Source organism: Cupriavidus necator, assembly GCF_040578825.1.
In the GTDB taxonomy this organism is placed as follows: domain Bacteria; phylum Pseudomonadota; class Gammaproteobacteria; order Burkholderiales; family Burkholderiaceae; genus Cupriavidus; species Cupriavidus necator_E.
On record NZ_JBEFLI010000042.1, the window covers coordinates 1 to 22,488 of the forward strand.

The window sequence follows — 22,488 nt, forward strand, 5'->3', positions numbered from 1 at the left end:
ACCCCTGCCCCCGCTCGCGGCCCCCACGCCGACGCTGGTGCCGCCGCCATAGTAGGCGGGGACCTGCGCCACATCCATGCGCGTCAGGAAAGTCTTCTCGGTCACGCGGCCGAGCTGGATGGTGGCGTTTACGGGCGTGACCTGCGGCGGCTGCGGCGTGCTGCATGCGGCCAGCACCGGTGCCAGGCCGCACAGGGTGAGGTAAGTCAGCGTTTTCATGGCGAGATCAGGCCGGCCTTGAGACGGCCCAGCAGTCGGAACAGCGCGCGCCGGTCGGTCTCGGCCAGGCCCGAGAACAGTTGCTCGATCCAGTCCTCGTGCGCGCGCGCCATGCGCGAGAACGCGGCGCGCCCCGCCGGCGTCAGGCGGATCAGGTAGGCGCGCCGATCGCTGGGCAGGGCCTCGCGCGAGACCAGTCCTTCCTGCTGGAGCTGGTCGGTGATGCCGGTAACGTTGCCGCCGGTCACCATCATGCGACGCGAGAGCTCGCCCATCTTCAGCCCTTCGGGATGGCGATCGAGCTGCGCCATCAGGTCGAAGCGGGGCAGCGTGCAGGCGAAATCCTGGCGCAGCCGCGTGCGGATATCGCTCTCGACCAGGTTGGTGCAGGTCAGCAGCCGCAGCCACAGCCGCAGCGCCTCGTGCTCGGTCTGGTCGGCACGGGTTTCAAGGTCCACCGGCGCGCTCTCGGCGCCGGTGTCAGGGGACAGGTTGGGCATCTTCAGGGCAACGGTGCGCGGCGGCCGGTCGGTGGCGCCGAAATTTGATACCTCAAGTATATGCCCGTTACGAGTCCGTGCCTTGACCGCCGGCAAGCAGCCAGGTCGCCGTCAATCCACCTTGGCGCCCGAATCCTTGACCACCTTCGACCACTTGGCCGTCTCGGCGCGGATGAACGCGGCAAACTGCTCCGGCGTGTTGCCGACCGGCTCGGCGCCCTGTGCCTGCAAGCGCTCGCGCACCGCCGGCGCGCTCAGCGCTTTCGTCACTTCCTGGTGGATGCGCTGGATGACGTCGGGCGGCGTCCCGGCCGGCGCCAGCATGCCGAACCACGAGCTGGCTTCATAGGTGGGCAGGCCGGCGGCCTGGGCCACCGTAGGCACGCCCGGCAGCGCCGGCGACGGCTTGGCGCTGGTCACCGCCAGCGCCTTGAGCTTGCCGCCCTTGATCAGCGCCATCGACGAGGGCAGGTTGTCGAACATCACCTGCATGGTGCCGCCGGTCATGTCAATCAGCGCCGGGCCGCTGCCCTTGTACGGGAAGTGGACCATATAGGTCCTGGTCTGGGTCTTGAACAGTTCCCCGGCCAGGTGGATCGAGGTGCCGTTGCCGCTCGACGCCATATTGAGCTTGCCGGGATTGGCGCGCGCGTAGTTGATCAGGTCCCTGACGCTGTCGATCTTGTTCTGCTGCGCAAAGGCGGGATTGATCACCAGCACGTTGGGCACGGCCGCCACCTCGGTGATCGGCGCGAAATCCTTGATCGGATCGAATGGCAGCTTGCCGTACAGCGACTGGTTGATGCCGTGCGTGCCTACGGTGCCCATCAGCAGCGTGTAGCCGTCAGGCGCGGCCTTGGCCACGATGTCGGCGCCGATATTGCCGCCCGCGCCGGGTTTGTTGTCGACCACCACGTTCCACCCCGGCAGCTTGGCCAGCTCCGCCGCCACCGCCCGCGCCAGGATATCGGTGGTGCCGCCGGCGGCAAACGGGACCACCAGCCGGATCGGCTTGGCCGGGTAGGGGTCGGCCGCCAGGCCCGGGTGGCTGGCGAGCGCGGCCAGGCTGGCGGACAGCAGCAGCGCGACGGCGCGCCGGCGATTGACTTGCATGGATGAGTCTCCTGGTGGGCGCCGCTCCCGTGTCCGTTGGCGGCTATGGTGAGTGCATTCTAGTCGGCGGCCCCGGGTGGCGCCGATGAGGTGATGCCCTATGGGCGTGGGGCCGTGCCAATGAAAAAGGCACCCGAAGGTGCCTTTCCAGTTCAGGCCGGGTTTGCTCAGAACTTGTGGCGGATGCCGATGGCGGCGCCGATCATCTTGTCTTCGCCGGTACCCAGGAAGTAACCGTTGGCGAAGCTGATGGCCGAGGTGTCGAAGTTCAGGCCGGCGTTCTTCGCGAAGGCTGCGGTCAGGTACACGTCGGTGCGCTTGGACAGGTTGTAGTCGGCGACGAACGAGATCTGCCAGGGGTTCTTGATGTTGTTGGTGGCGTTGGTGGTGGCGGCGGCCGGGTTGAAGTTCTTGACGTCGTCGTAGTAGTACGCGAGCGTCAGGCCCAGTGCCGGCGTGGCCTGATAGTTTGCACCGACCCAGTAGTAGTTGTCCTTCAGGATCGTATTGTCGTTGGCATGCTTGTTCATGCCCCAGCGATAGCCGGCCATCAGCTTGGCGGGGCCGAAGGCATAGCTGGCAGCGACCGCGGCCTTCTTGAATTCGCCAGTGGCGCCGCCGGCGGTCAGGGTCGGGTTGTACTGGTCATAGGCGCCGGTGATGCCGAACGGGCCGGCTGCCCATGCCACGCCGGCACCGTAGCCGGTGTCGCGGCGGAACTGGCCGGGGACTTCGCCACCGCCGGCAACGCCGTTGCCGAACGACCAGTGCGCGACCGCTGTCACCGGGCCGAACTTGCCGGTGTACTTGGCGGTGTTGTCCGAACGGAAGTTCAGGCCCAGTTGAGCGACCACCGGCTCGTACTGGGTGGCATAGCCGGTCGGCGAAAAGTTGGCCATCATGTCGAACAGCGAGGTGTACTGGCGACCGAAGGTCACGCGGCCCACCTGAGCGCTTTCCAGGCCGACGTAAGCCTGACGACCGAACAGGCGGCCGCCTTGCTGCGAGCGCCCGTCATCCAGGCCGAAACCGCTTTCCATCACGAACAGCGCCTTCAGGCCGCTGCCGAGGTCTTCCACGCCGCGCAGGCCCCAACGCGAACCGGACAGGCCGCCGGACGACATGCGGAAGAGATTTTCCGACGGGCCGGTCGCAAAGCCATTGGCCGCCGACGGCGTAACGCTCGACATATTGCTCACGTATTCGATGTTGGCATCGACCACACCGTAGAGCGTCACGCTCGATTGGGCCTGCGCCGCCCCAGCAAATGCGCCAAGCGCTGCCAGCGCCAGAAGCGATTTCTTCATGCTCGATGATCTCCACTGTAAGAATTATTGGTGACGCTGCAAGGGAACCTCCTTTTGGTCTCCATCCCCCGTACGTCAAACTTCCTGCGAAGTTGCGAAGTAATGTAACAAACAACCTTTCGTTCACCATTCGGTCGCAACCCCCTTGTCTGCTTTTAACAACTCAGGGTTTTTGAGTAGCCATACGCATCAATGCAAGGCGTGGTGCGGGCTGGCGCCGATTAGAGGCAAGCTACAATACGGGTAATCCCGATGGATGCCCTGCATGCCGCGCCGCGGCCATGTACCCCACCATGGCAGGGCGCCCGGGAACCGAGACCAACCGCTTCTGCGACATGGACACCCTGATCAAAGAATTCGACGTGGCATTGCGCGCCATTGCCGGCGCGACCCGCTCCGCGCGCGACAACCCGGCCGACCGGCTGACTCCGGACACCGAACAGATGAGCGCCGACGAACGCCGCCATGTGGCCGGCCTGATGCGCATCAACCATGTCGGCGAGGTGTGCGCGCAGGCCCTGTACCAGGCGCAGAAGTTGACCGCGCGCAATGCAGCCGTACGCGCGCAGATGGACGCCGCCGCGCGCGAGGAAGAAGACCACCTGGCCTGGTGCGCCGAGCGCCTGCGCGAGCTGGGCTCGCGCCCGAGCCTGCTGAACCCGCTGTGGTACGCCGGCGCATTTGCCATCGGCTGGGTAGCCGGCCGCGCCGGCGACCGCGTCAGCCTGGGCTTCGTCGCCGAAACCGAGCGTCAGGTCGAGCACCATCTGGGCGGTCACCTGGACCGCCTGCCCGAGGCCGATGGCCGCTCGCGCGCCATCCTTGAGCAGATGCGCGACGACGAGATCCGCCACGGCGACGCCGCGCGCGATGCCGGTGGCATCCCGCTGCCCGCGCCGGTGCGCGCACTGATGCGCGGCGCTTCGCGCGTCATGACCACCGCCGCCTACCGGATCTGATCGCGTTGGTGCGGTCCGGCCCCGCCTGCCCTTGATTTGCCGGGGCTGGCGGGCAATTGTTGTATCCTTTCCTCGTGTGGCGGGACAGGTCGTCCCCGCGCCGTCGGCAGCTCTCTTCCCGGCAGTTCTCAGGTGGTTTCTCCGCATTCCTCCCTAAGATCTTCATTTCATTAAGGATTCACTTTTTCGGTGCGTGAAGTGTGCGCGCTAAGTCATTGTTCTTATTCACAAATTCTCGTTTGCTGCTGTGCAACCAGCCTTGACCGCCCATATCGCTTCCTCTAAAGTGGGAAATAGTGTGAGGAAGTGTATTTTTGTGTGAAATCGGGCCCCGGCCGTGGGATCATCTCCACAGTCGGGAACAGAAGGATCGAGCGCATGCTGGCCGCCAACGGCGCCGGCAGTGACCGGGAGCAAGCTTGTTTCAGGGAGCATCGGCACTCTCGCTGGATGCCAAGGGACGGATGTCCATTCCGTCGCGGCATCGCGAGGCGCTGCAACAGCAGGCCGAAGGCCGGGTGACGCTGACCAAGCACCCGGATGGCTGCCTGCTGCTGTTTCCCCGGCCCGAGTGGGAAAACTTCCGCACGCGCATTGCCGCGCTGCCGATGGATGCGCACTGGTGGAAGCGCATCTTCCTGGGCAACGCCGCCGACGTGGAGATGGACGGCGCGGGCCGGGTGCTGATCGCCCCGGAGCTGCGCAATGCCGCCATGCTCGACAAAGAGGTCATGCTGCTCGGCATGGGCAGCCATTTCGAAGTTTGGGATGCCGCGACGTACGCCGCCAAGGAACAGCAGGCGATGGCGCAGGGCATGCCCGAAGCATTGAAGAATTTCTCTTTCTGAAGAGGTCATGAGTCCAACCGGAACGCCGGCAACCCCCGCCCTGCGCCATCGCACCGTGCTGCTGGACGAAGCCGTCGATGCGCTGGTCTGGCGCCCCGACGGCGTCTATGTGGACGGCACCTTCGGCAGGGGAGGGCACAGCCGGGCGGTGCTGGCCCGGCTGGGGCCAGACGGGGCCCTGGTCGCGTTCGACAAGGACCCAGCAGCAATCGCAGAAGCGGGCACCATCGGGGATGCCCGCTTCTCCATTGAGCACGCGAGCTTTGCGGCGATGGCCGAGCGCCTGGCCGGGCGCGGCCACGTGGCTGGCGTGCTGCTCGACCTGGGGATCAGCTCGCCCCAGATCGACGAGGCGGCGAGGGGGTTTTCCTTTCGTTTCGAGGGCCCGCTGGACATGCGCATGGACACCACGCGCGGCATCACCGCCGCCCAGTGGCTGGCGCAGGCGGATGAGCAGGACATTGCCAGGGTGATACGAGACTATGGGGAAGAACGGTTTGCTGTACAGATTGCAAAGGCGATTGTTGCTCGCCGCAGCGATCCCGGCGATGGCGGACCCATCGCCACTACTGCCGACCTTGCCGCGCTCGTGGCGAAAGCCGTCAAGACACGCGAGAAGGGTCAGGACCCTGCGACCCGCACCTTTCAGGCTCTACGGATTCACGTCAATCAAGAGCTTGAGGACCTCGAAAGAGGGCTGAAGGCGGCGTATGAACTGCTGCAGGTCGGAGGGCGCCTGGTGGTGATCAGCTTCCACTCGCTGGAGGACCGCATCGTCAAGCGGTTCATGGCGGCGCACGCCCGTCCCCAGCAGGATGCCGACCCCGCGCTGCGGCGCGCGCCGCTGCGCGCGGCCGACCTGCCGCAGCCGACGCTGCGCCTGCTCGGCCGCTACAAGCCCGGCGCCGAGGAGGTGGCCGCCAACCCGCGCGCGCGCTCGGCCGTGATGCGCGTGGCGGAAAAGCTTGCCCCCGCTGTGACACCCGCTGGCGGAGGTGCGCGCGCATGAACCGCCTGACCTTCTTCCTGCTCGCCGCGCTGATCCTGTGCGCGCTGTCGCTGGTGAGCGCACAGCACCAGGCGCGCACGCTGTTCGTCGCGCTCGAGCGCGCGCAGGCGGAAGAGCGCCAGCTCGATGTCGACTGGTCGCGGCTGCAGTACCAGCAGAGCGCGCTCGGCAAGAGCGCGCGCATCGCCGATGCGGCGCGCGCGCAGCTCAAGATGTCGCCGGTCAATCCCGGCAAGACCCAATACCTGTCCGGCATCGTGCTGCCGCCGCCCGCCGAGTCGGCGCCGGCCAGTGCCGCGGAGGCGCGCCGATGAGCATGGCCCGCCCCAATCCGCCCCGCCGCGACCGCACCGGCACCGCCTCGCGCCCGCGCAGCGGCCAGTTCTCGGCCAGCCCGGTGCTGGGCCTGCGCCTGCCGATGTGGCGCTCCAAGCTGGTGGTGTTCCTGATGTTCGCGGCCTTTGCCGCGCTGGCCGTGCGTGCCGCGTGGATCCAGGGGCCGGGCAACCAGTTCTACGAGGCCGAGGGCAAGAAGCGCTTCCAGCGCACGCTGGAGCTGCCGGCCACGCGCGGCAAGATCCTGGACCGCAACGGCCTGGTGCTGGCCACCAGCCTGCCGGTCAAGGCGATCTGGGCGGTGCCCGAAGACGTTCCCAACCAGGTCGAGGCGGCCAAGATCCGCCAGCTCGCCAAACTGCTCGGCATGTCAGAGAAGGACCTGGGCAAGAAGCTGTCCGAAGACAAGGGTTTCGTCTACCTGAAGCGCCAGGTGCTGCCGGACGTCGCCGAAAAAATCGCCGCGCTCAAGATCGAAGGCATCCACCAGACCCCCGAATACAAGCGCTTCTACCCGGAAGGGGAGGCGATGGCGCATATCGTCGGCTTCACCAACGTCGAAGACCGCGGCCAGGAAGGCGTGGAGCTGGCGCGCGAGACCGGCCTGGCCGGCCGCCCCGGCGCGCGCCAGGTGATCAAGGACCGCCTGGGCCGCGTGGTCGAGGACATCGGCATCCTGAAGACCCCGCGCGACGGCGAGGACATCCAGCTCTCGATCGACGCCAAGATCCAGTACCTGGCGTACAACGAACTCAAGGCCGTGGTCGACAAGCACAAGGCCAAGGCCGCCAGCGCGGTGGTGCTCGACGCCCAGACCGGCGAGGTGCTGGCACTGGCCAACTGGCCCACCTACAACCCGAACGACCGTACCCGGCTCTCTGGCGAGCAGTTGCGCAACCGCGTGCTGACGGACACCTTCGAGCCCGGCTCGATGATGAAGCCGATCACCGTGGGCCTGGCGCTGCAGCTCAAGCGCGTGACGCCGTCGACGGTGATCACCACCACCGGCAAGTACCAGTTCGAAGGCGCCACCATCACCGATACCCACAACTACGGCGCGCTGACCGTCACCGGCGTGATCCAGAAGTCGTCCAACATCGGCACGACCAAGATCGCGATGATGATGAAGCCGCAGGAGATGTGGGACATGTACACCAGCATCGGCCTCGGCCAGGCGCCCAAGATCGGCTTCCCCGGCGCGGTGGCCGGCCGCGTGCGCCCGTACAAGAGCTGGCGCCCGATCGAGCAGGCCACCATGTCGTACGGCTACGGCCTGTCGGTGTCGCTGTTCCAGATGGCGCATGCCTACACCATCTTCGCGCATGACGGCGAGCTGATCCCGGTGTCGATGTTCCGCACCAACGGCCCGGCCACCGGCGAGCGCATCCTGTCCCCGCAGGTCGCGCGCGACGTGCGCGCGATGATGGAAACCGTGACCGCGCCCGGCGGTACCGCGCCCGAGGCGCAGGTAATGGGCTACCGCGTCGGCGGCAAGACCGGCACCGCTTACAAGCACGAAGGCCGCGGCTACAACCGCAGCAAGTACCGCGCTTCGTTTATCGGCCTGGCGCCGATGTCGAATCCGCGCATCATCGTGGCCGTCAGCGTGGACGAGCCCACCGCCGGCAGCCATTACGGCGGCTTGGTGGCAGGCCCCGCGTTCGCGGCCATCACGGGCGGCACACTGCGCGCCCTGAATGTCCAGCCCGATTCGCCGATCCGCCAGCTGGTGGTCAGCGACAAGGTGCCGGAAAGCGAACCATGGAGCGCGACGCAATGACGGCCAAGCCCCTGCTCCCGCTCGAGGTCACCGCCCAGGCCAGCAACGCGCTGGCCTGGCTGCGTACCAACGTGGCCCCTGCCGCGCAGCTCACCGGCGATACGCGCCGGCTGGCGCGCGGCGACGTATTCTTTGCCTACGTGCTCGGCAACGCGCGCCTGGCCACCGATGGCCGGCCCTATATCCAGCAGGCGATCGCCGCCGGCGCGGGCGCCATCGTCTATGAGGCCGAGGGTTTTGACTGGCCTTTCGGTGACACCGTGCCGCACCTGGGCATCAGCAACCTGCACCAGCTCGTCGGCCCGATCGCGGCCGGCTGGCATGGCAACCCGGCGCGCGGCCTGGCCGTGACCGGCATCACCGGCACCAACGGCAAGACCTCGTGCAGCCAGTGGCTGGCGCGCGTGCTGCAGGCCGCGGGCATGCCGTGCGCGGCGATCGGCACGCTCGGCACCGGTTTTCCCGGCGCGCTGCAGGCCACCGGCTTTACCACGCCCGACGCGGTGCAGTTGCAGGCAAGCCTCGCCGCGCTGCACGACGCCGGCGCGCGCGCGGTGGCGATGGAAGTGTCCTCGCACGGCCTGGAGCAGGAGCGCGTCGCGGGCACGCATTTCTCGGTGGCGGTGCTGACCAACCTGACGCAGGACCACCTCGACTACCACGGCACCATGGCCGAGTACGAGGCCGCCAAGGAGCGCCTGTTCCGCTGGGACGGCCTGCGCACCGCGGTCATCAACCGCGACGACGCCATGGGCCAGCGCCTGCTGGCGGCGGATGCCGCCGCCGTCGGCGCGCCGCACGTGATCGAATACGGCATCGACGGCCCCGCCGGCGCCACGGTGCGCCGCCCGCGCGGCGAGTGGCTGCGCGCCACCAACGTGCGCGCCACGGCCACCGGCACCGCGTTCCATGTCGACGGCAGCTTCGGCAGCGCCGAGATGGCCACGCCGATGATCGGCGCCTTCAATGTCAGCAATCTGCTGGCGGTGCTGGGCGCGGCGGTCGCCAACGGCGTGGCGTGGAACGCGGCCATTACGGCGCTGCGCGCGCTGACGCCGGTCGAAGGGCGCATGGAGTTGTTCGGCGCCAACGGCGGGGCGGATGCGCCGCTGGCGGTGGTCGACTACGCCCATACGCCCGACGCGCTCGAACAGACCCTGGCCGCGCTGCGCCCCGTGGCGCAGGCGCGCAACGGCCGGCTGTGGTGCGTGTTCGGCTGTGGCGGCGACCGCGATCCGATCAAGCGCCCGCTGATGGGCGCGGTGGCCGAGCGCCTGGCCGATGAAGTCATCCTGACCAGCGACAACCCGCGCAGCGAGGATCCGCAGGAGATCCTCGACGCCATCGCCGACGGCATGGCCGATCGCGCGCGCGGGCGCCAGATCGAAGACCGCGCCGCCGCCATTCTCTATGCCATCAAGCACGCGGCCGCGGCCGACGTGGTGCTGGTGGCGGGCAAGGGCCACGAGGCCACGCAGGAGATCCAGGGCCGCAAGCGGCCGTTCTCCGACCGCGAACACGTACGCCTGACCCTCGGCACACGGGGGGTATCGGCATGAGCCAGTCCATCATGACCACCTTGCAGCAGGCCGCCGGCTGGATCGCCGGCGCGCGCATTTCGGGCGACGGCGCCGTGGCGTTCTCGCGCGTGCATACCGACAGCCGCACCGTGGAGCCCGGCGACCTCTTCGTCGCGCTCAAGGGCGAACGCTTCGACGCGCATGACTTCATTGCCGATGTGGTCGCGCGCGGTGCCGCCGCGGTGCTGGTCAGCCGCGAGGTCGACAGCGGCGTGCCCGCCATCGTCGCGCCCGACACCCGCATCGCGCTGGGCGAGCTGGGCGCCGGCTGGCGCCGCCAGTTCGCGCTCCCGGCCGTGGCGGTGACGGGCAGCAACGGCAAGACCACGGTCAAGGAAATGATCGCGGCGATCTTCGCCGCGGCGGTGGGCGAGGACCAGCGCCTGGCCACCGGCGGCAACCTGAATAACGATATCGGCCTGCCGCTGACGGTGCTGCGGCTGCGCGCGGCGCACAAGCTGGCGGTGCTCGAGCTCGGCATGAACCATCCGGGCGAGACCGTCTACCTGGCCGGCATCGCCCAGCCCACCGTGGCGGTGATCACCAACGCGCAGCGCGAGCACCAGGAGTTCATGGTCAACGTGGAAGCCGTGGCGCACGAGCACGCGGCCGCGATCGCGGCGCTGCCGGCCGACGGCGTGGCGGTGTACCCGCTCGACGCGGAAAGCGGCGGCGCCTACGCCCCGGTGTGGCGCGAAGCTGCCGGCGCGCGCCGCGCGCTGTCGTTCGGCACTTCACAGAGGGCCGATGTGCATGCCACCGTGGCGCTGGTCGACGGCGTGCAGGTGATGCAGGTGCGCGCACCGGGCCATGCATTTGAAGTCAGGCTCGCGCTGCTGGGCGAGCACAACGTGCGCAACGCGCTGGCCGCGATCGCCTGCGCGCTGGCGGCGGGCGTGCACGTGCCGGCGATCCAGGCGGGCCTGGCTGGCTTCAAGGCGGTCAAGGGCCGGCTACAGGTCAAGTACACGCCGCGCGGCAAGGTGGTGATCGACGATTCGTATAACGCCAACCCCGACTCCATGCGCGCCGCCATCGACGTGCTGGCCGGCTTTGCCGCGCCGCGCGTGCTGGTGCTGGGCGATATGGGCGAAGTAGGCGACCAGGGCCCGGCGTTCCACGAGGAGATCGGCGCCTACGCGCAGGCGCGCGGCATCGACACGCTGTGGGCAACCGGCGAACTGGCCGTGCATGCGGTGCAGGCCTTCGGCGCGGGCGCCCGCCATTTCGGCACGGCCGAGGCACTGGTCGGGGCACTGGAGGAAGACAGCGGGGGCATGGTGGCGCAGGCGGGCGCCGTGCTGGTGAAGGGATCGCGCTTCATGCGCATGGAACGGATAGTCGCGGCGCTGGTCGCAGACTCTTCCGCACATTAAATAAGACAACACGATGTTATTGGCTCTGGCCCAGTGGCTGCAAAACGACTACAGCTTCCTCCGGGTCGTCAACTACCTGACTTTCCGCGCGGTGATGGCCAACCTCACCGCGCTGCTGATCGGCCTGACGTTCGGGCCGTGGGTGATCCGCAAGCTGACCGAACTGAAGGTAGGCCAGGCCGTGCGCACCATCGGCCCGCAGACGCATTTGGTGAAGTCCGGCACGCCGACCATGGGCGGCGTGCTGGTGCTGGTGTCGATCGCGGTGTCGACGCTGCTGTGGTGCGACTGGGGCAACCGTTTTATCTGGGTGGTGATGCTGGTCACCTTCGGCTACGGCGCGATCGGCTGGGTCGACGACTACCGCAAGGTGGTGTATCGCGACCCGCGCGGCATGTCGAGCCGCGAGAAGTTTTTCTGGCAGACGCTGATCGGCCTGGTGGCCGCGGTCTACCTGGCGTTCTCGGTGTCGGAAAGCAGCAATGTCCGGGTCTGGGAGCTGTTCCTGAACTGGGTCGAGGGCGGGCTGTCGCTGGACATGCCGTACAAGTCCAACCTGATCGTGCCCTTCTTCAAGGAGATCAGCTACCCGCTGGGCGTGGCCGGCTTCATCGTGCTGACCTACCTGGTGATCGTGGGTTCGAGCAACGCCGTCAACCTGACCGACGGCCTGGACGGGCTGGTGATCATGCCGGTGGTGCTGGTCGGCGGCGGGCTGGGCGTGTTCGCCTACGTGATGGGCAATGCGGTCTACAGCAAGTACCTGCTGTTCCCGCATATCCCGGGTGCGGGCGAGCTGCTGATCTTCTGCTCGGCGCTGGGCGGGGCGGGACTGGCCTTCCTCTGGTTCAACGCGCACCCGGCGCAGGTGTTCATGGGCGATGTGGGCGCGCTGGCGCTGGGCGGCGCGCTGGGCACGGTGGCGGTGATCGTGCGCCAGGAGATCGTGCTGTTCGTGATGGGCGGCATCTTCGTGGTGGAAACGCTGTCGGTGATGCTGCAGGTGACGTGGTTCAAGATCACCAAGCGCCGTTATGGCGAGGGCAGGCGGCTGTTCCGGATGGCGCCGCTGCACCACCATTTCGAGCTGGGCGGCTGGAAGGAAACGCAGGTCACGGTGCGCTTCTGGATCATCACCATGCTGCTGGTGCTGATCGGGTTGTCGACGCTGAAGTTGCGCTGAAGTTGCCACTGAAGCTGCGGCTGATGGCGCGCTCTATATAGATACAGGAAACCAAAAGGCAGGAAATCGAAGTGTTTGGCGAGCTGCAAAAACCTCATGTGCTGGTACTGGGCCTCGGCGAGTCGGGCCTGGCCATGGCGCGCTGGTGTGGCCTGAACGGCTGCGCGGTGCGCGTGGCCGACACGCGCGAGGCGCCCGCCAACCTTGTCTTCCTGCAGGCCGAGCTGCCCTCGGCCGAGTTTGTCGGTGGCGAGTTTGCCGACGGCCTGCTGGACGATATCGGCCTGGTCGCGATCAGCCCCGGTTTGTCGCCGCTGGAAAGCGCTACCGCCGCGCTGCTGGGTGCCGCGCGCGAGCGCGGCATTCCGGTGTGGGGCGAGATCGAACTGTTTGCCCGCGCGCTGGCGCACCTGGAAGCCGGGTCGGGCTACGCGCCGAAGATCCTCGCGATCACCGGCACCAACGGCAAGACCACCACGACCGCGCTGACCGGCCGGCTGGTGGAGCGCGCCGGCAAGAGCGTGGCGGTGGCGGGCAATATCAGCCCGTCGGCGCTGGACAAGCTGTCTGCCTGCATCGCCTCGGCAACGCTGCCCGATGTATGGGTGCTGGAGCTGTCGAGCTTCCAGCTCGAAACCACGCATACGCTGGCGCCGCATGCGGCCACCGTGCTCAACGTGACCCAGGACCACCTGGACTGGCACGGTTCGATGGAGGCCTATGCCGCGTCCAAGGCGCGCATCTTCGGCCCGGCCGGGAGCCGGTGCGCGCAGGTGCTGAACCGCAATGACCGCCTGACCATGGACATGGCGCGCCCGGGTGCCACACCGGTGACCTTTGGCGTCGACCTGCCGGAAACGCCGGGCAGCTTCGGCATTCTGCGCGAGGGCGGCATGCCCTGGCTGGTGCTGGCCGAACCCGATCCGGACGCGGAAGGGGAGGGCAAGCCGCGCCGCCGCAAGGCCGCCGAAGTGGCCGCTGAAGCCGTGCCGGTACGCCACAAGCGGCTGATGCCGGCCGACGCGCTGCATATCCGCGGCATGCACAACGCCACCAATGCGATGGCGGCGCTGGCGCTGTGCCGCGCCATCGACCTGCCGATGAATGCGCTGCTGCACGGCCTGCGTGAGTACCGCGGCGAGCCGCACCGCGTAGAGTGGGTCGCCACCATCGACGATGTCGAGTATTTCGACGACAGCAAGGGCACCAATGTTGGCGCCACCGTGGCCGCGCTGTCGGGGCTGGACAAGCGCGTGGTGCTGGTTGCCGGCGGCGAAGGCAAGGGCCAGGATTTCTCGCCGCTGGCCGCGCCGGTGGCGCAGTACGCGCGCGCGGTGGTGCTGATCGGCCGCGCCGCGGCTGAACTGCGCGACGCGCTGCAAGGCAGCGGTGCCAGCCTGGTCGATGCCGCCACGCTGGAAGAAGCCGTAAGCAAGGCCACCGAGCTGGCCGAGGCCGGCGACGTGGTGCTGCTGTCGCCGGCGTGCGCCAGCCTGGATATGTTCCGCAATTACGTGCATCGCGCCGAGGTATTCCGCGCCGCGGTGGAAGAACTGGCCCTGTCCCGGGGGATCCTGCCATGAGTGAAGCCCAGGTCAAGCGCAGCGGTTTCATTGGCGCCACCATCGGCAATGCCTGGGGTGGCCTGCGTGACGCGGTCTCCGGCGTCAAGCCGACCCGTTCGCGGATGATGGAGTACGACCAGCCGCTGCTGTGGGTGTCGATCGTACTGCTCGCGCTCGGCCTGGTGATGGTCTACTCGGCCTCGATCGCGCTGCCGGACTCGCCGCGCTACGCCAACTACCGCGAGAGCCACTTCCTGGTGCGGCACGCGTTTGCGCTGTTTATCGGCCTGTCGGTCGGGCTGGCCGCGTTCCAGATCCCCGTCAAGGTGTGGGACCGCTATGCGCCCAAGCTGTTTATCGTCGCGCTGATCCTGCTGGTGATCGTGCTGGTGCCGTTTGTCGGCAAGGGCGTCAACGGCGCGCGGCGCTGGATCCCGCTGGGCGTGATGAACTTCCAGCCATCCGAGCTGATGAAGCTGGCGGTGGTGCTGTACGCGGCCAACTACACCGTGCGCAAGCAGGAGTGGATGCAGACGGTGTCCAAGGGCTTCTTGCCGATGGGCGTGGCGGTGGTGGTGGTTGGCATGCTGCTGCTGCTCGAGCCAGACATGGGCGCGTTCCTGGTGATCGCCGCGGTGGCGATGGGCATCCTGTTCCTCGGCGGCATCAACGGCAAATTGTTCGCCGGGCTGGTGGGGGTGGCGATCGGCGCGTTCGCGCTGCTGATCACGGCGTCGCCCTGGCGGCGCGAACGGATCTTTGCCTACCTGAACCCGTGGGAAGAAAGCAATGCGCTGGGCAAGGCCTACCAGCTCACGCACTCGCTGATCGCCTTCGGCCGCGGCGAATGGACCGGGGTGGGGCTGGGCGGCAGCATCGAAAAGCTGCACTACCTGCCCGAAGCGCATACCGACTTCATCCTCGCCGTGATCGGCGAGGAATTCGGCTTTATCGGCGTGCTGGTGGTGATCGTGCTGTTCTACTGGCTGGTGCGGCGCGCATTCAATATCGGCCGCACCGCGCTGCAGCTGGACCGCACCTTTGCGGGCCTGGTGGCCAAGGGCATCGGCGTGTGGATCGGCTGGCAGACCTTTATCAATATGGGCGTGAACCTGGGCCTGCTGCCGACCAAGGGGCTGACGCTGCCGCTGGTGAGCTATGGCGGGTCGGGGATTCTGATGAACTGCGTGGCGTTGGCGATCCTGTTGCGCATCGATTATGAAAATCGCGTGCTGATGCGTGGAGGGAAGGTATGACGCAGTCGCGCACCTTGCTCGTGATGGCCGGCGGCACCGGGGGGCACGTGTTCCCGGGGCTGGCGGTCGCGCACGCGCTGCGCGAGCAAGGCTGGAAGGTGGTCTGGCTGGGCAACCGCACGGGCATGGAAGCCACGCTGGTGCCGAAGCACGACATCCCGATGGAGTTCATCCAGTTCGGCGGGCTGCGCGGCAAGGGGCTGGTGACCAAGTTCCTGCTGCCGCTGAACCTGCTGCGCGCATTCTGGCAGAGCATCGGCGCGCTGCGCCGGGTGCGCCCGAGCGTGGTGCTGGGGATGGGCGGCTATATCACGTTCCCGGCCGGCATGATGGCGTCGCTGCTGGGACGCCCGCTGGTGCTGCACGAGCAGAACTCGATCGCCGGCCTGGCCAACAAGGTGCTGGCCAAGGTGGCCGACCGCGTGCTGTGCGCGTTCCCGGACACGCTGCCCGGCGGCGAATGGACCGGCAACCCGGTGCGCGAGGAACTGGCGCACCTGGACGCGCCCGAAGCGCGCTATGACCAGCGCAGCGGCCCGCTGCGGATCCTGGTGGTGGGCGGCAGCCTGGGCGCTGCCGCACTGAACGAGGTGGTACCCAAGGCCATCGCGCTGTTGCCGGAGGGCGAGCGCCCGGTGGTCACGCACCAGGCGGGCGCGAAGCAGATCGACACGCTGCGGGCCAACTACGCGGCGGCGCAGGTGCCGGCGCAGACCTTGCCGTTTATCGACGACATGGCGCGCGCCTATGCCGAAGCGGACCTGGTGATCTGCCGCGCCGGCGCGATGACCGTGTCCGAAGTGGCCGCGGCGGGCGTGGCCGCGCTGTTCGTGCCGTTCCCGCATGCGGTGGACGACCACCAGACCACCAACGCGGAATTTTTGTCGAAGCAGGGCGCGGCCCTGCTGGTGCAGCAGAAAGACCTGACGGCCGAAGGGCTGGCGCAAACCATCGCCAGCCTGACCCGGCCGCAGCTGAAAGACATGGCGCGCCTGGCGCGCGGACTGGCCAAACCTGAGGCAACCCGGCGCGTCGCCGAGATCTGCAGTCAGCTGGCCAGGGACTGAAGCCAATTTAAGCAGCAATCGAATGAAGCATATCGTCAAGAACATCCACTTCGTGGGCATCGGCGGGGCCGGCATGAGCGGCATCGCCGAGGTCCTGCTGAACCTGGGATACAAGGTCTCGGGTTCCGACGTGGGCAGCAATGCCGCCACGCGGCGCCTGGCATCGCTCGGCGCCACGGTCATGCACGGGCATGACGCGGCCAACGTGACCGGCGCCAACGCCGTGGTGGTGTCGACCGCGGTGAGCGCCGACAACCCCGAAGTGCTGGCCGCCCGCAGCAAGCGCATCCCGGTGGTGCCGCGCGCGGTGATGCTGGCCGAACTGATGCGCCTGAAGCAGGGCGTGGCCATCGCCGGCACGCACGGCAAGACCACCACCACCAGCCTGGTGGCGTCGGTGCTGGCCGAGGGCGGGCTGGACCCCACCTTCGTGATCGGCGGCCGGCTGAACTCGGCCGGCGCCAACGCGCGGCTGGGCACCGGCGACTTCATCGTCGCCGAGGCCGACGAGTCCGACGCATCGTTCCTGAACCTGTTCCCGGTCATCGAAGTCATCACCAATATCGATGCCGACCACATGGACACCTACGGGCACGACTTCGCCCGGCTCAAGCAGGCGTTCATCGAGTTCACGCAGCGACTGCCGTTCTACGGCATCGCGGTGCTGTGCGTCGATGATCCCAATGTGCGCGAGATCCTGCCGCTCGTGTCCAAGCCGGTGGTGCGCTACGGCTTTGCCGAAGACGCGCAGATCCGCGCGGTGGATGCGCGCGCGGTCGATGGCCAGATGCACTTCACCGTGCTGCGCCACCTGAACAACCATGCCGAGCCGCCGCTCGAGATCGTGCTGAACCTGCCGGGCATGCACAACGTGCAGAACGCGCTGGCGGCGATCGCCATCGCCACCGAACTGGAAGTGCCCGACGCCGCCATCGTCAAGGCGCTGCGCGAGTTCCACGGCGTGGGCCGCCGCTTCCAGCGCTACGGCGAGGTCGCTACGCCCGACGGCGCCGGCACCTTCACGCTGGTGGACGACTACGGCCACCACCCGGTGGAAATGGCGGCGACGCTGGCCGCGGCGCGCGGCGCGTTCCCCGAGCGCCGCCTGGTGCTGGCCTTCCAGCCGCACCGCTTTACCCGCACGCGGGATTGTTTCGAGGACTTCGTCAAGGTGCTCGGCACGGTCGATGCGCTGCTGCTGTCCGAGGTCTACGCCGCCGGCGAGGCGCCGATCGTGGCCGCCGACGGCCGTGCGCTGACCCGCGCGCTGCGCGTGGCCGGCAAGGTCGAACCTGTTTTCGTGGAGCAGATGGAAGAGATGCCGCAGGCCATCCTGAATGCCGTCCGGCCCGGCGATGTGGTCGTGACGATGGGCGCGGGCTCGATCGGGGCCGTGCCGGGACAACTGGTGTCGCACCAGCAAGCGGGAGGCCAGCAATGAGCTTCGTCGCCCATCCCAATATCGATCCGAAATCGCTGGGCAAGGTCGGCGTGCTGCTGGGCGGGCGCTCGGCCGAGCGCGAGATCTCGCTGATGTCGGGCAACGGCGTGCTGGCTGCGTTGAAGTCGCGCGGCGTCGATGCGCACGGCTTCGATCCGGCCCTGCAAGGCGTGGCCGAGCTGGCCGCTGCAGGCTTTGACCGTGTCTTTATCGCGCTGCATGGCCGCTACGGCGAGGACGGCACCATGCAGGGCCTGCTCGAGCAACTCGGCCTGCCGTACACCGGCAGCGGTGTGCTGGCCTCGGCCATGGCGATGGACAAGCAGGCCACCAAGCGCCTGTGGATGACACACGCGCTGCCCACGCCGCGCTTTGCCATGCTGCACGCGGATACCGACTTCGACGCCGTGGTTGCCGAGCTGGGCCTGCCGCTGATCGTCAAGCCGGCGCGCGAGGGCTCGTCGATCGGCCTGACCAAGGTGACCGCCGCCGACCAGATGCGCGCCGCCTTCGAGAAGGCCGCGGCGCTGGACAACGACGTCATCGCCGAGACCTTTATCGACGGCGCCGAGCTGACCTGCCCGATCGTGGGCGAGGGCGACAGCGCCGAAGCGCTGCCGGTGATCCGCATCGTTGCGCCCGAAGCCAACTACGACTATCAAAATAAGTACTTTACTGACGATACCCAATACTTGTGTCCGTCAGGTCTGGACCCCGAGGTCGAACGCGAAGTCCGGGCGCTGGCGGTGCAGGCCTACCGCGTACTGGGCTGCCGCGGCTGGGCGCGCGCTGATCTGATGCTGCGCGCCGACGGCACGCCTTTCCTGCTCGAGATGAATACCTCGCCCGGCATGACCGGCCATTCGCTGGTGCCGATGGCGGCGCGCGCGGTTGGCATCAGCTACGAGGACTTCGTGCTGCAGGTGGTGGCCGCGGCCACGCTGGACCTGCACCCGAACGAGCATTGGAAACCCGAATAACACCGCAACCGACAGGATCGCCCCCGACCATGTGGCATAACGCACGCCTGCTCAACCTGATCGCCTCCACGCTGTACGCGGTGGTGGCGCTGATGGCGCTCGCGGCGGGCCTGCTGTGGCTGGCGCAGCGGCCGGTGTTTGCCATCACCCATGTGGAAGTCGCGCCGATGGACGACGGCGCGCTGCGCCACGTGAACGCCCCCAGCGTGCGCGCGAGCGCCCTGGGCAAGCTGTCGGGCAACTTCTTCACGCTGGACCTGAACGCGGCGCGGCAGGCGTTCGAGTCGGTGCCGTGGGTGCGGCGCGCCAGCGTGCGGCGCGAATGGCCCAACGGCCTGGCCGTCGAGGTCGAGGAACACGAGGCGCTGGGTACCTGGGGCCCGCCGGAAAGCGGGCGCCTGCTCAATACCTACGGCGAAGTGTTCGTCGCCAACACCGCCGAGGCGGAAGAGGATGCACAGCTGCTGGCGCTGGACGGGCCGCCGGACAGCGAGGGCGACGTGATCGAGAAGCTCGAGGTAATGCGCCAGTGGTTCAAGCCGCTCAAGGCCGAGCCGCTGGCGGTGGCGCTGTCCGGCCGCTATGCCTGGCGCGCGAAGCTGTCCAACGGCATGGTGGTCGAACTGGGCCGCGAGCAGAACGACGAGGAACGCATGGCGATGGAGCAGCGGGTCAGGCGCTTCGTCGCGGCCTGGCCGCAGGTCACCGAGCAGTGGGGCAGCCAGATCGACTACGCCGACCTGCGCTACCCCAACGGCTTTGCGATCCGCGCGGCCAATGCGCGCTTCCTGACCGATGCCCAGATTGCCGCGGCAGCCCGGGCGGCCAAGGCGGCGGCGAACAACGCAGCAACGAATGCAGCAAACAATGCCGGCAAATCCAACAACAATCCGACGCGACTGAAGAGCAAGAACGCGGAGAAAACCCGATGAGCAAGGAATACAAGGACCTGTTGGTCGGTCTCGATATCGGCACCTCGAAGGTGGCGGCGGTGGTCGCAGAACTGCGCCCCGACGGCAGCTACGAGGTGATCGGGATGGGCCAGTCGGAGTCCAAGGGTCTGAAGAAAGGGGTCGTGGTCAATATCGAGGCCACCGTGCAGTCGATCCAGAAGGCGCTGGAAGAGGCCGAGCTGATGGCCGACTGCAAGATCTCGGAGGTCTTTACCGGCATTGCCGGCAGCCATATCCGCAGCTTCAACTCGAGCGGCATGGTGGCGATCAAGGATAAGGAGGTCACGCAGACCGACGTGGCGCGCGTGATCGAGACCGCCAAGGCGGTCAATATCCCGACCGACCAGCAGATCCTGCACATCCTGACGCAGGAATTCATCATCGACGGCCAGGAAGACGTGCGCGAGCCCATCGGCATGAGCGGCATCCGGCTGGAAGTGAAGGTGCATATCGTCACGGGCGCGGTCAGCGCCGCGCAGAACATCGTCAAGTGCGTGCGCCGCTGCGGCCTGGAAGTGCATGACCTGATCCTGCAGCCGCTGGCATCGAGCCTGGCGGTGCTGACCGAGGACGAGAAGGAACTGGGCGTGGTGCTGGTCGATATCGGCGGCGGCACCACCGACATCGCCATCTTCAGCGAAGGCGCGATCCGCCATACGGCCGTGATCCCCATCGCCGGCGACCAGATCACCAACGACATTGCGATGGCGCTGCGCACGCCGACGCCCGACGCCGAGGACATCAAGATCCAGTACGGCATCGCCAAGCAGGCGATCGCCGATCCGGAAGACATGATCGAGGTGCCCGGCGTGGGCGACCGCGGCACGCGCACGCTGAGCCGCCAGGCGCTGGCCGCGGTGATCGAGCCGCGCATCGAAGAACTGTATTCGCTGGTGCACCAGGTGGTGCGCGAGTCGGGCTATGAAGAACTGTTGTCATCCGGCGTGGTCATCACCGGTGGGACCGCGATGATGCCGGGCATGGTCGAGCTGGGCGAGGACATCTTCCTGAAGCCCGTGCGCGTGGGCGTGCCGGAGTACCGCGGCAACCTGCACGAGGTGGTGAAGAGCCCGCGTTACGCGACCGTGATGGGCCTGCTGCTGGAAGGCCGCGTGCAACGCATGCGCGGACGCAAGGTGGCGGTGCAGAGCGGATCGGTCAAGCAGGTGTGGGCCCGCATGAAGGAATGGTTCGTCGGCAATTTCTAAGCATTACTGAAATTGACCGCATAAAGATGCAACGGCGCGCGTGCGCTCCTGTCTACCGCACAGGGCGTCGCGCGTTGAGCGTAGGTTCAGCAGTTTTCTGGTTCTTTTCTTTTTAATGGTTTCTTGTTCAGGAACCAGGGGTTGCGGCGGGGAGGCTGCATCGTCTGGGGACTGATTTTTCTCGGAGGCAGTGATGGACTTTGACATGATCGAAACGGAAGTGCAGGACGGCACCATCATCAAGGTGGTCGGCGTGGGCGGTGCGGGCGGTAACGCCGTGCAGCACATGATCAGCCGCGGCGTGCAAGGCGTCGAATTTATCTGCATGAACACCGATGCCCAGGCGCTCAAGCGTTCGAGCGCTTCGCGCGTGCTGCAACTCGGCAACACGGGTCTGGGCGCCGGCGCCAAGCCGGAAGTCGGCCGCAACTGCGCGGACCAGGCGCGGGAGCAGATCGCCGACGCCCTGCGCGGTGCGCACATGGTCTTCATCACTGCCGGCATGGGCGGCGGTACCGGTACCGGTGCCGCGCCGATCGTGGCGCAGGTTGCCAAGGAAATGGGCATCCTGACCGTGGGCGTGGTCAGCAAGCCGTTCGAGTTCGAAGGCGCGCGCCGCGCCAAGGTGGCCGAGCATGGTTCGAGCGAGCTGGAATCGTCGGTCGATTCGCTGATCGTTGTGCTCAACGAGAAGCTGTTCGAAGTGATGGGCGACGACGCCGAGATGGACGCGTGCTTCCAGTGCGCCGACGACGTGCTGCACAACGCGGTGGCCGGCATTGCCGAGATCATCAACGTGGACGGCCTGGTGAACGTCGACTTCGAAGACGTGAAGACGGTGATGGGCGAGCAGGGCAAGGCCATGATGGGGACGGCCACCGTGTCGGGCGTGGATCGCGCCCGCCTGGCGGCCGAGCAGGCCGTTGCCAGCCCGCTGCTGGAAGGCGTTGACCTGTCCGGCGCGCGTGGCGTGCTGGTCAACATCACCGCCAGCCGTTCGCTGAAGCTGTCGGAAACGAAGGAAGTCATGAACACCATCCGCAGCTATGCCGCGGAAGATGCGACCGTGATCTTCGGTACGGTGTACGACGATTCGATGAGCGACGCGCTGCGCGTGACCGTGGTCGCGACCGGCCTGGGCCGCTCGGCCAAGAAGCAACAGCCGATGACGCTGCTCAAGACCGGTACCGACAACATGCCGGTGCAGATGATGAGCGGCATGACCGCGGCCGCGGCCACGCACCACTCGCCGGACTACAGCGGGCTGGACACGCCGGCGGTGTGGCGCAGCTCGCGCGAGTCGGCATCGGCTCACGTGGCGGCGCTGCAAGAGAAGGGTGTGGATACGTACGACATCCCGGCCTTCCTGCGCAAGCAGGCAGACTGAGCCCCGACCGGCGCTGCATCGGTGCTTCCACCGGCCGCCTGACGGATCGCGTCGCCTTGTCGCGATGCACGTGCGCTCCCCATCCGCGCGTGCCTTGCATGGACTGACGTGACCCGGCAGGCAGCCGGCGGTGCCGCGCCGCCCGCCGGAACGAGGCTTCACCCGCATCCCGTCGCCGGGCAAGGCGTGCCGCTGGCCGCCTCCCCGGACTGGTTTCCCGCCTTCCCGGTCGGGATGTATCGACGTCCGCGCGGCGCACCCACAAGGTGCGTCGCGCGGACGTCTTTGTAGCAAGCTGTATCAGATTGCTCGCGAATGTCACCGGATGTGATCCGTCTTTGGCATCGCCGGCGAGGCGCCTATGATCGTGAGGTTGCCCGCCGCCAGGACGCTGACATGCGTCCCGGCACATTCGACCTAT

General features: G+C 67.5%; 19 protein-coding genes and 1 pseudogene. 16 read left to right on the top strand and 4 right to left on the bottom strand.

The annotated features are described in order from the left end of the window. From AB1I47_RS20305 to AB1I47_RS20320, 4 genes and pseudogenes are all read right to left on the bottom strand, one after another. Positions 1-219, bottom strand: a pseudogene (locus tag AB1I47_RS20305) (hypothetical protein); the annotation flags it as partial. After that, entirely contained in the window at positions 216-719 is a 504-nt protein-coding gene (locus AB1I47_RS20310) for a MarR family winged helix-turn-helix transcriptional regulator (protein ID WP_354685527.1), read from the bottom strand. The gene AB1I47_RS20310 and the pseudogene AB1I47_RS20305, both read right to left, overlap by 4 nt. Before the next feature lie 111 nt (positions 720-830). Further along, positions 831-1,832, bottom strand: coding sequence for a tripartite tricarboxylate transporter substrate binding protein (locus tag AB1I47_RS20315; protein ID WP_354685528.1), 1,002 nt, complete (start codon positions 1,830-1,832; stop codon positions 831-833). A gap of 167 nt (positions 1,833-1,999) precedes the next feature. Further along, on the bottom strand, positions 2,000-3,139 hold the full coding sequence (locus AB1I47_RS20320) for a porin (protein WP_354685529.1): 1,140 nt from the start codon (positions 3,137-3,139) through the stop codon (positions 2,000-2,002). A 335-nt stretch (positions 3,140-3,474) separates the two neighbouring features. On the opposite strand from AB1I47_RS20320, the gene coq7 reads away from it, so the two are divergent. From coq7 to ftsZ, 16 genes are all read left to right on the top strand, one after another. Continuing rightward, positions 3,475-4,098, top strand: a complete 624-nt coding sequence (gene coq7 / locus AB1I47_RS20325; RefSeq protein WP_354685575.1) for a 2-polyprenyl-3-methyl-6-methoxy-1,4-benzoquinone monooxygenase — start codon at positions 3,475-3,477, stop codon at positions 4,096-4,098. A gap of 419 nt (positions 4,099-4,517) precedes the next feature. Beyond that, the gene (gene mraZ / locus AB1I47_RS20330; RefSeq protein WP_116296185.1) at positions 4,518-4,946 is read left to right on the top strand and encodes a division/cell wall cluster transcriptional repressor MraZ; all 429 of its coding nucleotides are present in this window, start codon (positions 4,518-4,520) and stop codon (positions 4,944-4,946) included. A 7-nt stretch (positions 4,947-4,953) separates the two neighbouring features. Continuing rightward, a complete protein-coding gene (rsmH, locus tag AB1I47_RS20335) occupies positions 4,954-5,955 on the top strand; it encodes a 16S rRNA (cytosine(1402)-N(4))-methyltransferase RsmH (RefSeq protein WP_354685530.1) in 1,002 nt (333 codons plus the stop codon). Beyond that, the gene (gene ftsL / locus AB1I47_RS20340; RefSeq protein ID WP_354685531.1) at positions 5,952-6,269 is read left to right on the top strand and encodes a cell division protein FtsL; all 318 of its coding nucleotides are present in this window, start codon (positions 5,952-5,954) and stop codon (positions 6,267-6,269) included. The genes rsmH and ftsL overlap by 4 nt, the downstream gene beginning before the upstream one ends. Then, a complete protein-coding gene (locus AB1I47_RS20345; RefSeq protein WP_354685532.1) occupies positions 6,266-8,071 on the top strand; it encodes a peptidoglycan D,D-transpeptidase FtsI family protein in 1,806 nt (601 codons plus the stop codon). Before ftsL ends, AB1I47_RS20345 begins: the two co-directional genes overlap by 4 nt. Next, on the top strand, positions 8,068-9,630 hold the full coding sequence (locus tag AB1I47_RS20350; protein ID WP_354685576.1) for a UDP-N-acetylmuramoyl-L-alanyl-D-glutamate--2,6-diaminopimelate ligase: 1,563 nt from the start codon (positions 8,068-8,070) through the stop codon (positions 9,628-9,630). The genes AB1I47_RS20345 and AB1I47_RS20350 overlap by 4 nt, the downstream gene beginning before the upstream one ends. Further along, complete coding sequence (locus AB1I47_RS20355) at positions 9,627-11,027, top strand: UDP-N-acetylmuramoyl-tripeptide--D-alanyl-D-alanine ligase (protein ID WP_354685533.1); 1,401 nt, start codon at positions 9,627-9,629, stop codon at positions 11,025-11,027. Before AB1I47_RS20350 ends, AB1I47_RS20355 begins: the two co-directional genes overlap by 4 nt. Before the next feature lie 13 nt (positions 11,028-11,040). Further along, positions 11,041-12,210 carry a phospho-N-acetylmuramoyl-pentapeptide-transferase gene (gene mraY, locus AB1I47_RS20360; RefSeq protein ID WP_354685534.1) on the top strand — a complete coding sequence of 390 codons (1,170 nt, stop codon included), beginning with the start codon at positions 11,041-11,043 and terminating at the stop codon, positions 12,208-12,210. A gap of 71 nt (positions 12,211-12,281) precedes the next feature. Then, the gene (gene murD, locus AB1I47_RS20365; protein ID WP_354685535.1) at positions 12,282-13,793 is read left to right on the top strand and encodes a UDP-N-acetylmuramoyl-L-alanine--D-glutamate ligase; all 1,512 of its coding nucleotides are present in this window, start codon (positions 12,282-12,284) and stop codon (positions 13,791-13,793) included. Beyond that, complete coding sequence (ftsW, locus tag AB1I47_RS20370; protein WP_354685536.1) at positions 13,790-15,031, top strand: putative lipid II flippase FtsW; 1,242 nt, start codon at positions 13,790-13,792, stop codon at positions 15,029-15,031. Before murD ends, ftsW begins: the two co-directional genes overlap by 4 nt. Beyond that, positions 15,028-16,098: an undecaprenyldiphospho-muramoylpentapeptide beta-N-acetylglucosaminyltransferase gene (gene murG / locus AB1I47_RS20375; protein ID WP_354685537.1), complete on the top strand. Its 1,071-nt coding sequence runs from the start codon at positions 15,028-15,030 to the stop codon at positions 16,096-16,098. The genes ftsW and murG overlap by 4 nt, the downstream gene beginning before the upstream one ends. 22 nt (positions 16,099-16,120) lie before the next feature. Beyond that, positions 16,121-17,539 (top strand): UDP-N-acetylmuramate--L-alanine ligase, encoded by a 1,419-nt coding sequence (murC, locus tag AB1I47_RS20380; protein ID WP_354685538.1) that lies wholly within the window; start codon positions 16,121-16,123, stop codon positions 17,537-17,539. After that, positions 17,536-18,519 (top strand): D-alanine--D-alanine ligase, encoded by a 984-nt coding sequence (locus AB1I47_RS20385; RefSeq protein ID WP_354685539.1) that lies wholly within the window; start codon positions 17,536-17,538, stop codon positions 18,517-18,519. The genes murC and AB1I47_RS20385 overlap by 4 nt, the downstream gene beginning before the upstream one ends. 29 nt (positions 18,520-18,548) lie before the next feature. Then, positions 18,549-19,451 carry a cell division protein FtsQ/DivIB gene (locus AB1I47_RS20390; RefSeq protein WP_354685540.1) on the top strand — a complete coding sequence of 301 codons (903 nt, stop codon included), beginning with the start codon at positions 18,549-18,551 and terminating at the stop codon, positions 19,449-19,451. After that, complete coding sequence (ftsA, locus tag AB1I47_RS20395) at positions 19,448-20,680, top strand: cell division protein FtsA (protein ID WP_022536678.1); 1,233 nt, start codon at positions 19,448-19,450, stop codon at positions 20,678-20,680. Before AB1I47_RS20390 ends, ftsA begins: the two co-directional genes overlap by 4 nt. Before the next feature lie 193 nt (positions 20,681-20,873). Next, positions 20,874-22,067 carry a cell division protein FtsZ gene (gene ftsZ / locus AB1I47_RS20400; RefSeq protein ID WP_022536677.1) on the top strand — a complete coding sequence of 398 codons (1,194 nt, stop codon included), beginning with the start codon at positions 20,874-20,876 and terminating at the stop codon, positions 22,065-22,067. Positions 22,068-22,488 lie beyond the last annotated feature (421 nt).

What these genes read in the sequence shown, in the direction of transcription:
- AB1I47_RS20390 (WP_354685540.1), top strand. Translation starts at nt 18,549, where the DNA reads ATGTGGCATAACGCACGCCTGCTCAACCTGATCGCCTCCACGCTGTAC.
- murG (WP_354685537.1), top strand. Translation starts at nt 15,028, where the DNA reads ATGACGCAGTCGCGCACCTTGCTCGTGATGGCCGGCGGCACCGGGGGG.
- rsmH (WP_354685530.1), top strand. Translation starts at nt 4,954, where the DNA reads ATGAGTCCAACCGGAACGCCGGCAACCCCCGCCCTGCGCCATCGCACC.
- AB1I47_RS20355 (WP_354685533.1), top strand. Translation starts at nt 9,627, where the DNA reads ATGAGCCAGTCCATCATGACCACCTTGCAGCAGGCCGCCGGCTGGATC.
- ftsZ (WP_022536677.1), top strand. Translation starts at nt 20,874, where the DNA reads ATGGACTTTGACATGATCGAAACGGAAGTGCAGGACGGCACCATCATC.
- AB1I47_RS20315 (WP_354685528.1), bottom strand. Translation starts at nt 1,832, where the DNA reads ATGCAAGTCAATCGCCGGCGCGCCGTCGCGCTGCTGCTGTCCGCCAGC.
- mraY (WP_354685534.1), top strand. Translation starts at nt 11,041, where the DNA reads ATGTTATTGGCTCTGGCCCAGTGGCTGCAAAACGACTACAGCTTCCTC.
- AB1I47_RS20320 (WP_354685529.1), bottom strand. Translation starts at nt 3,139, where the DNA reads ATGAAGAAATCGCTTCTGGCGCTGGCAGCGCTTGGCGCATTTGCTGGG.
- coq7 (WP_354685575.1), top strand. Translation starts at nt 3,475, where the DNA reads ATGGACACCCTGATCAAAGAATTCGACGTGGCATTGCGCGCCATTGCC.
- AB1I47_RS20310 (WP_354685527.1), bottom strand. Translation starts at nt 719, where the DNA reads ATGCCCAACCTGTCCCCTGACACCGGCGCCGAGAGCGCGCCGGTGGAC.
- murC (WP_354685538.1), top strand. Translation starts at nt 16,121, where the DNA reads ATGAAGCATATCGTCAAGAACATCCACTTCGTGGGCATCGGCGGGGCC.
- ftsW (WP_354685536.1), top strand. Translation starts at nt 13,790, where the DNA reads ATGAGTGAAGCCCAGGTCAAGCGCAGCGGTTTCATTGGCGCCACCATC.
- ftsA (WP_022536678.1), top strand. Translation starts at nt 19,448, where the DNA reads ATGAGCAAGGAATACAAGGACCTGTTGGTCGGTCTCGATATCGGCACC.
- ftsL (WP_354685531.1), top strand. Translation starts at nt 5,952, where the DNA reads ATGAACCGCCTGACCTTCTTCCTGCTCGCCGCGCTGATCCTGTGCGCG.
- AB1I47_RS20350 (WP_354685576.1), top strand. Translation starts at nt 8,068, where the DNA reads ATGACGGCCAAGCCCCTGCTCCCGCTCGAGGTCACCGCCCAGGCCAGC.
- AB1I47_RS20385 (WP_354685539.1), top strand. Translation starts at nt 17,536, where the DNA reads ATGAGCTTCGTCGCCCATCCCAATATCGATCCGAAATCGCTGGGCAAG.
- AB1I47_RS20345 (WP_354685532.1), top strand. Translation starts at nt 6,266, where the DNA reads ATGAGCATGGCCCGCCCCAATCCGCCCCGCCGCGACCGCACCGGCACC.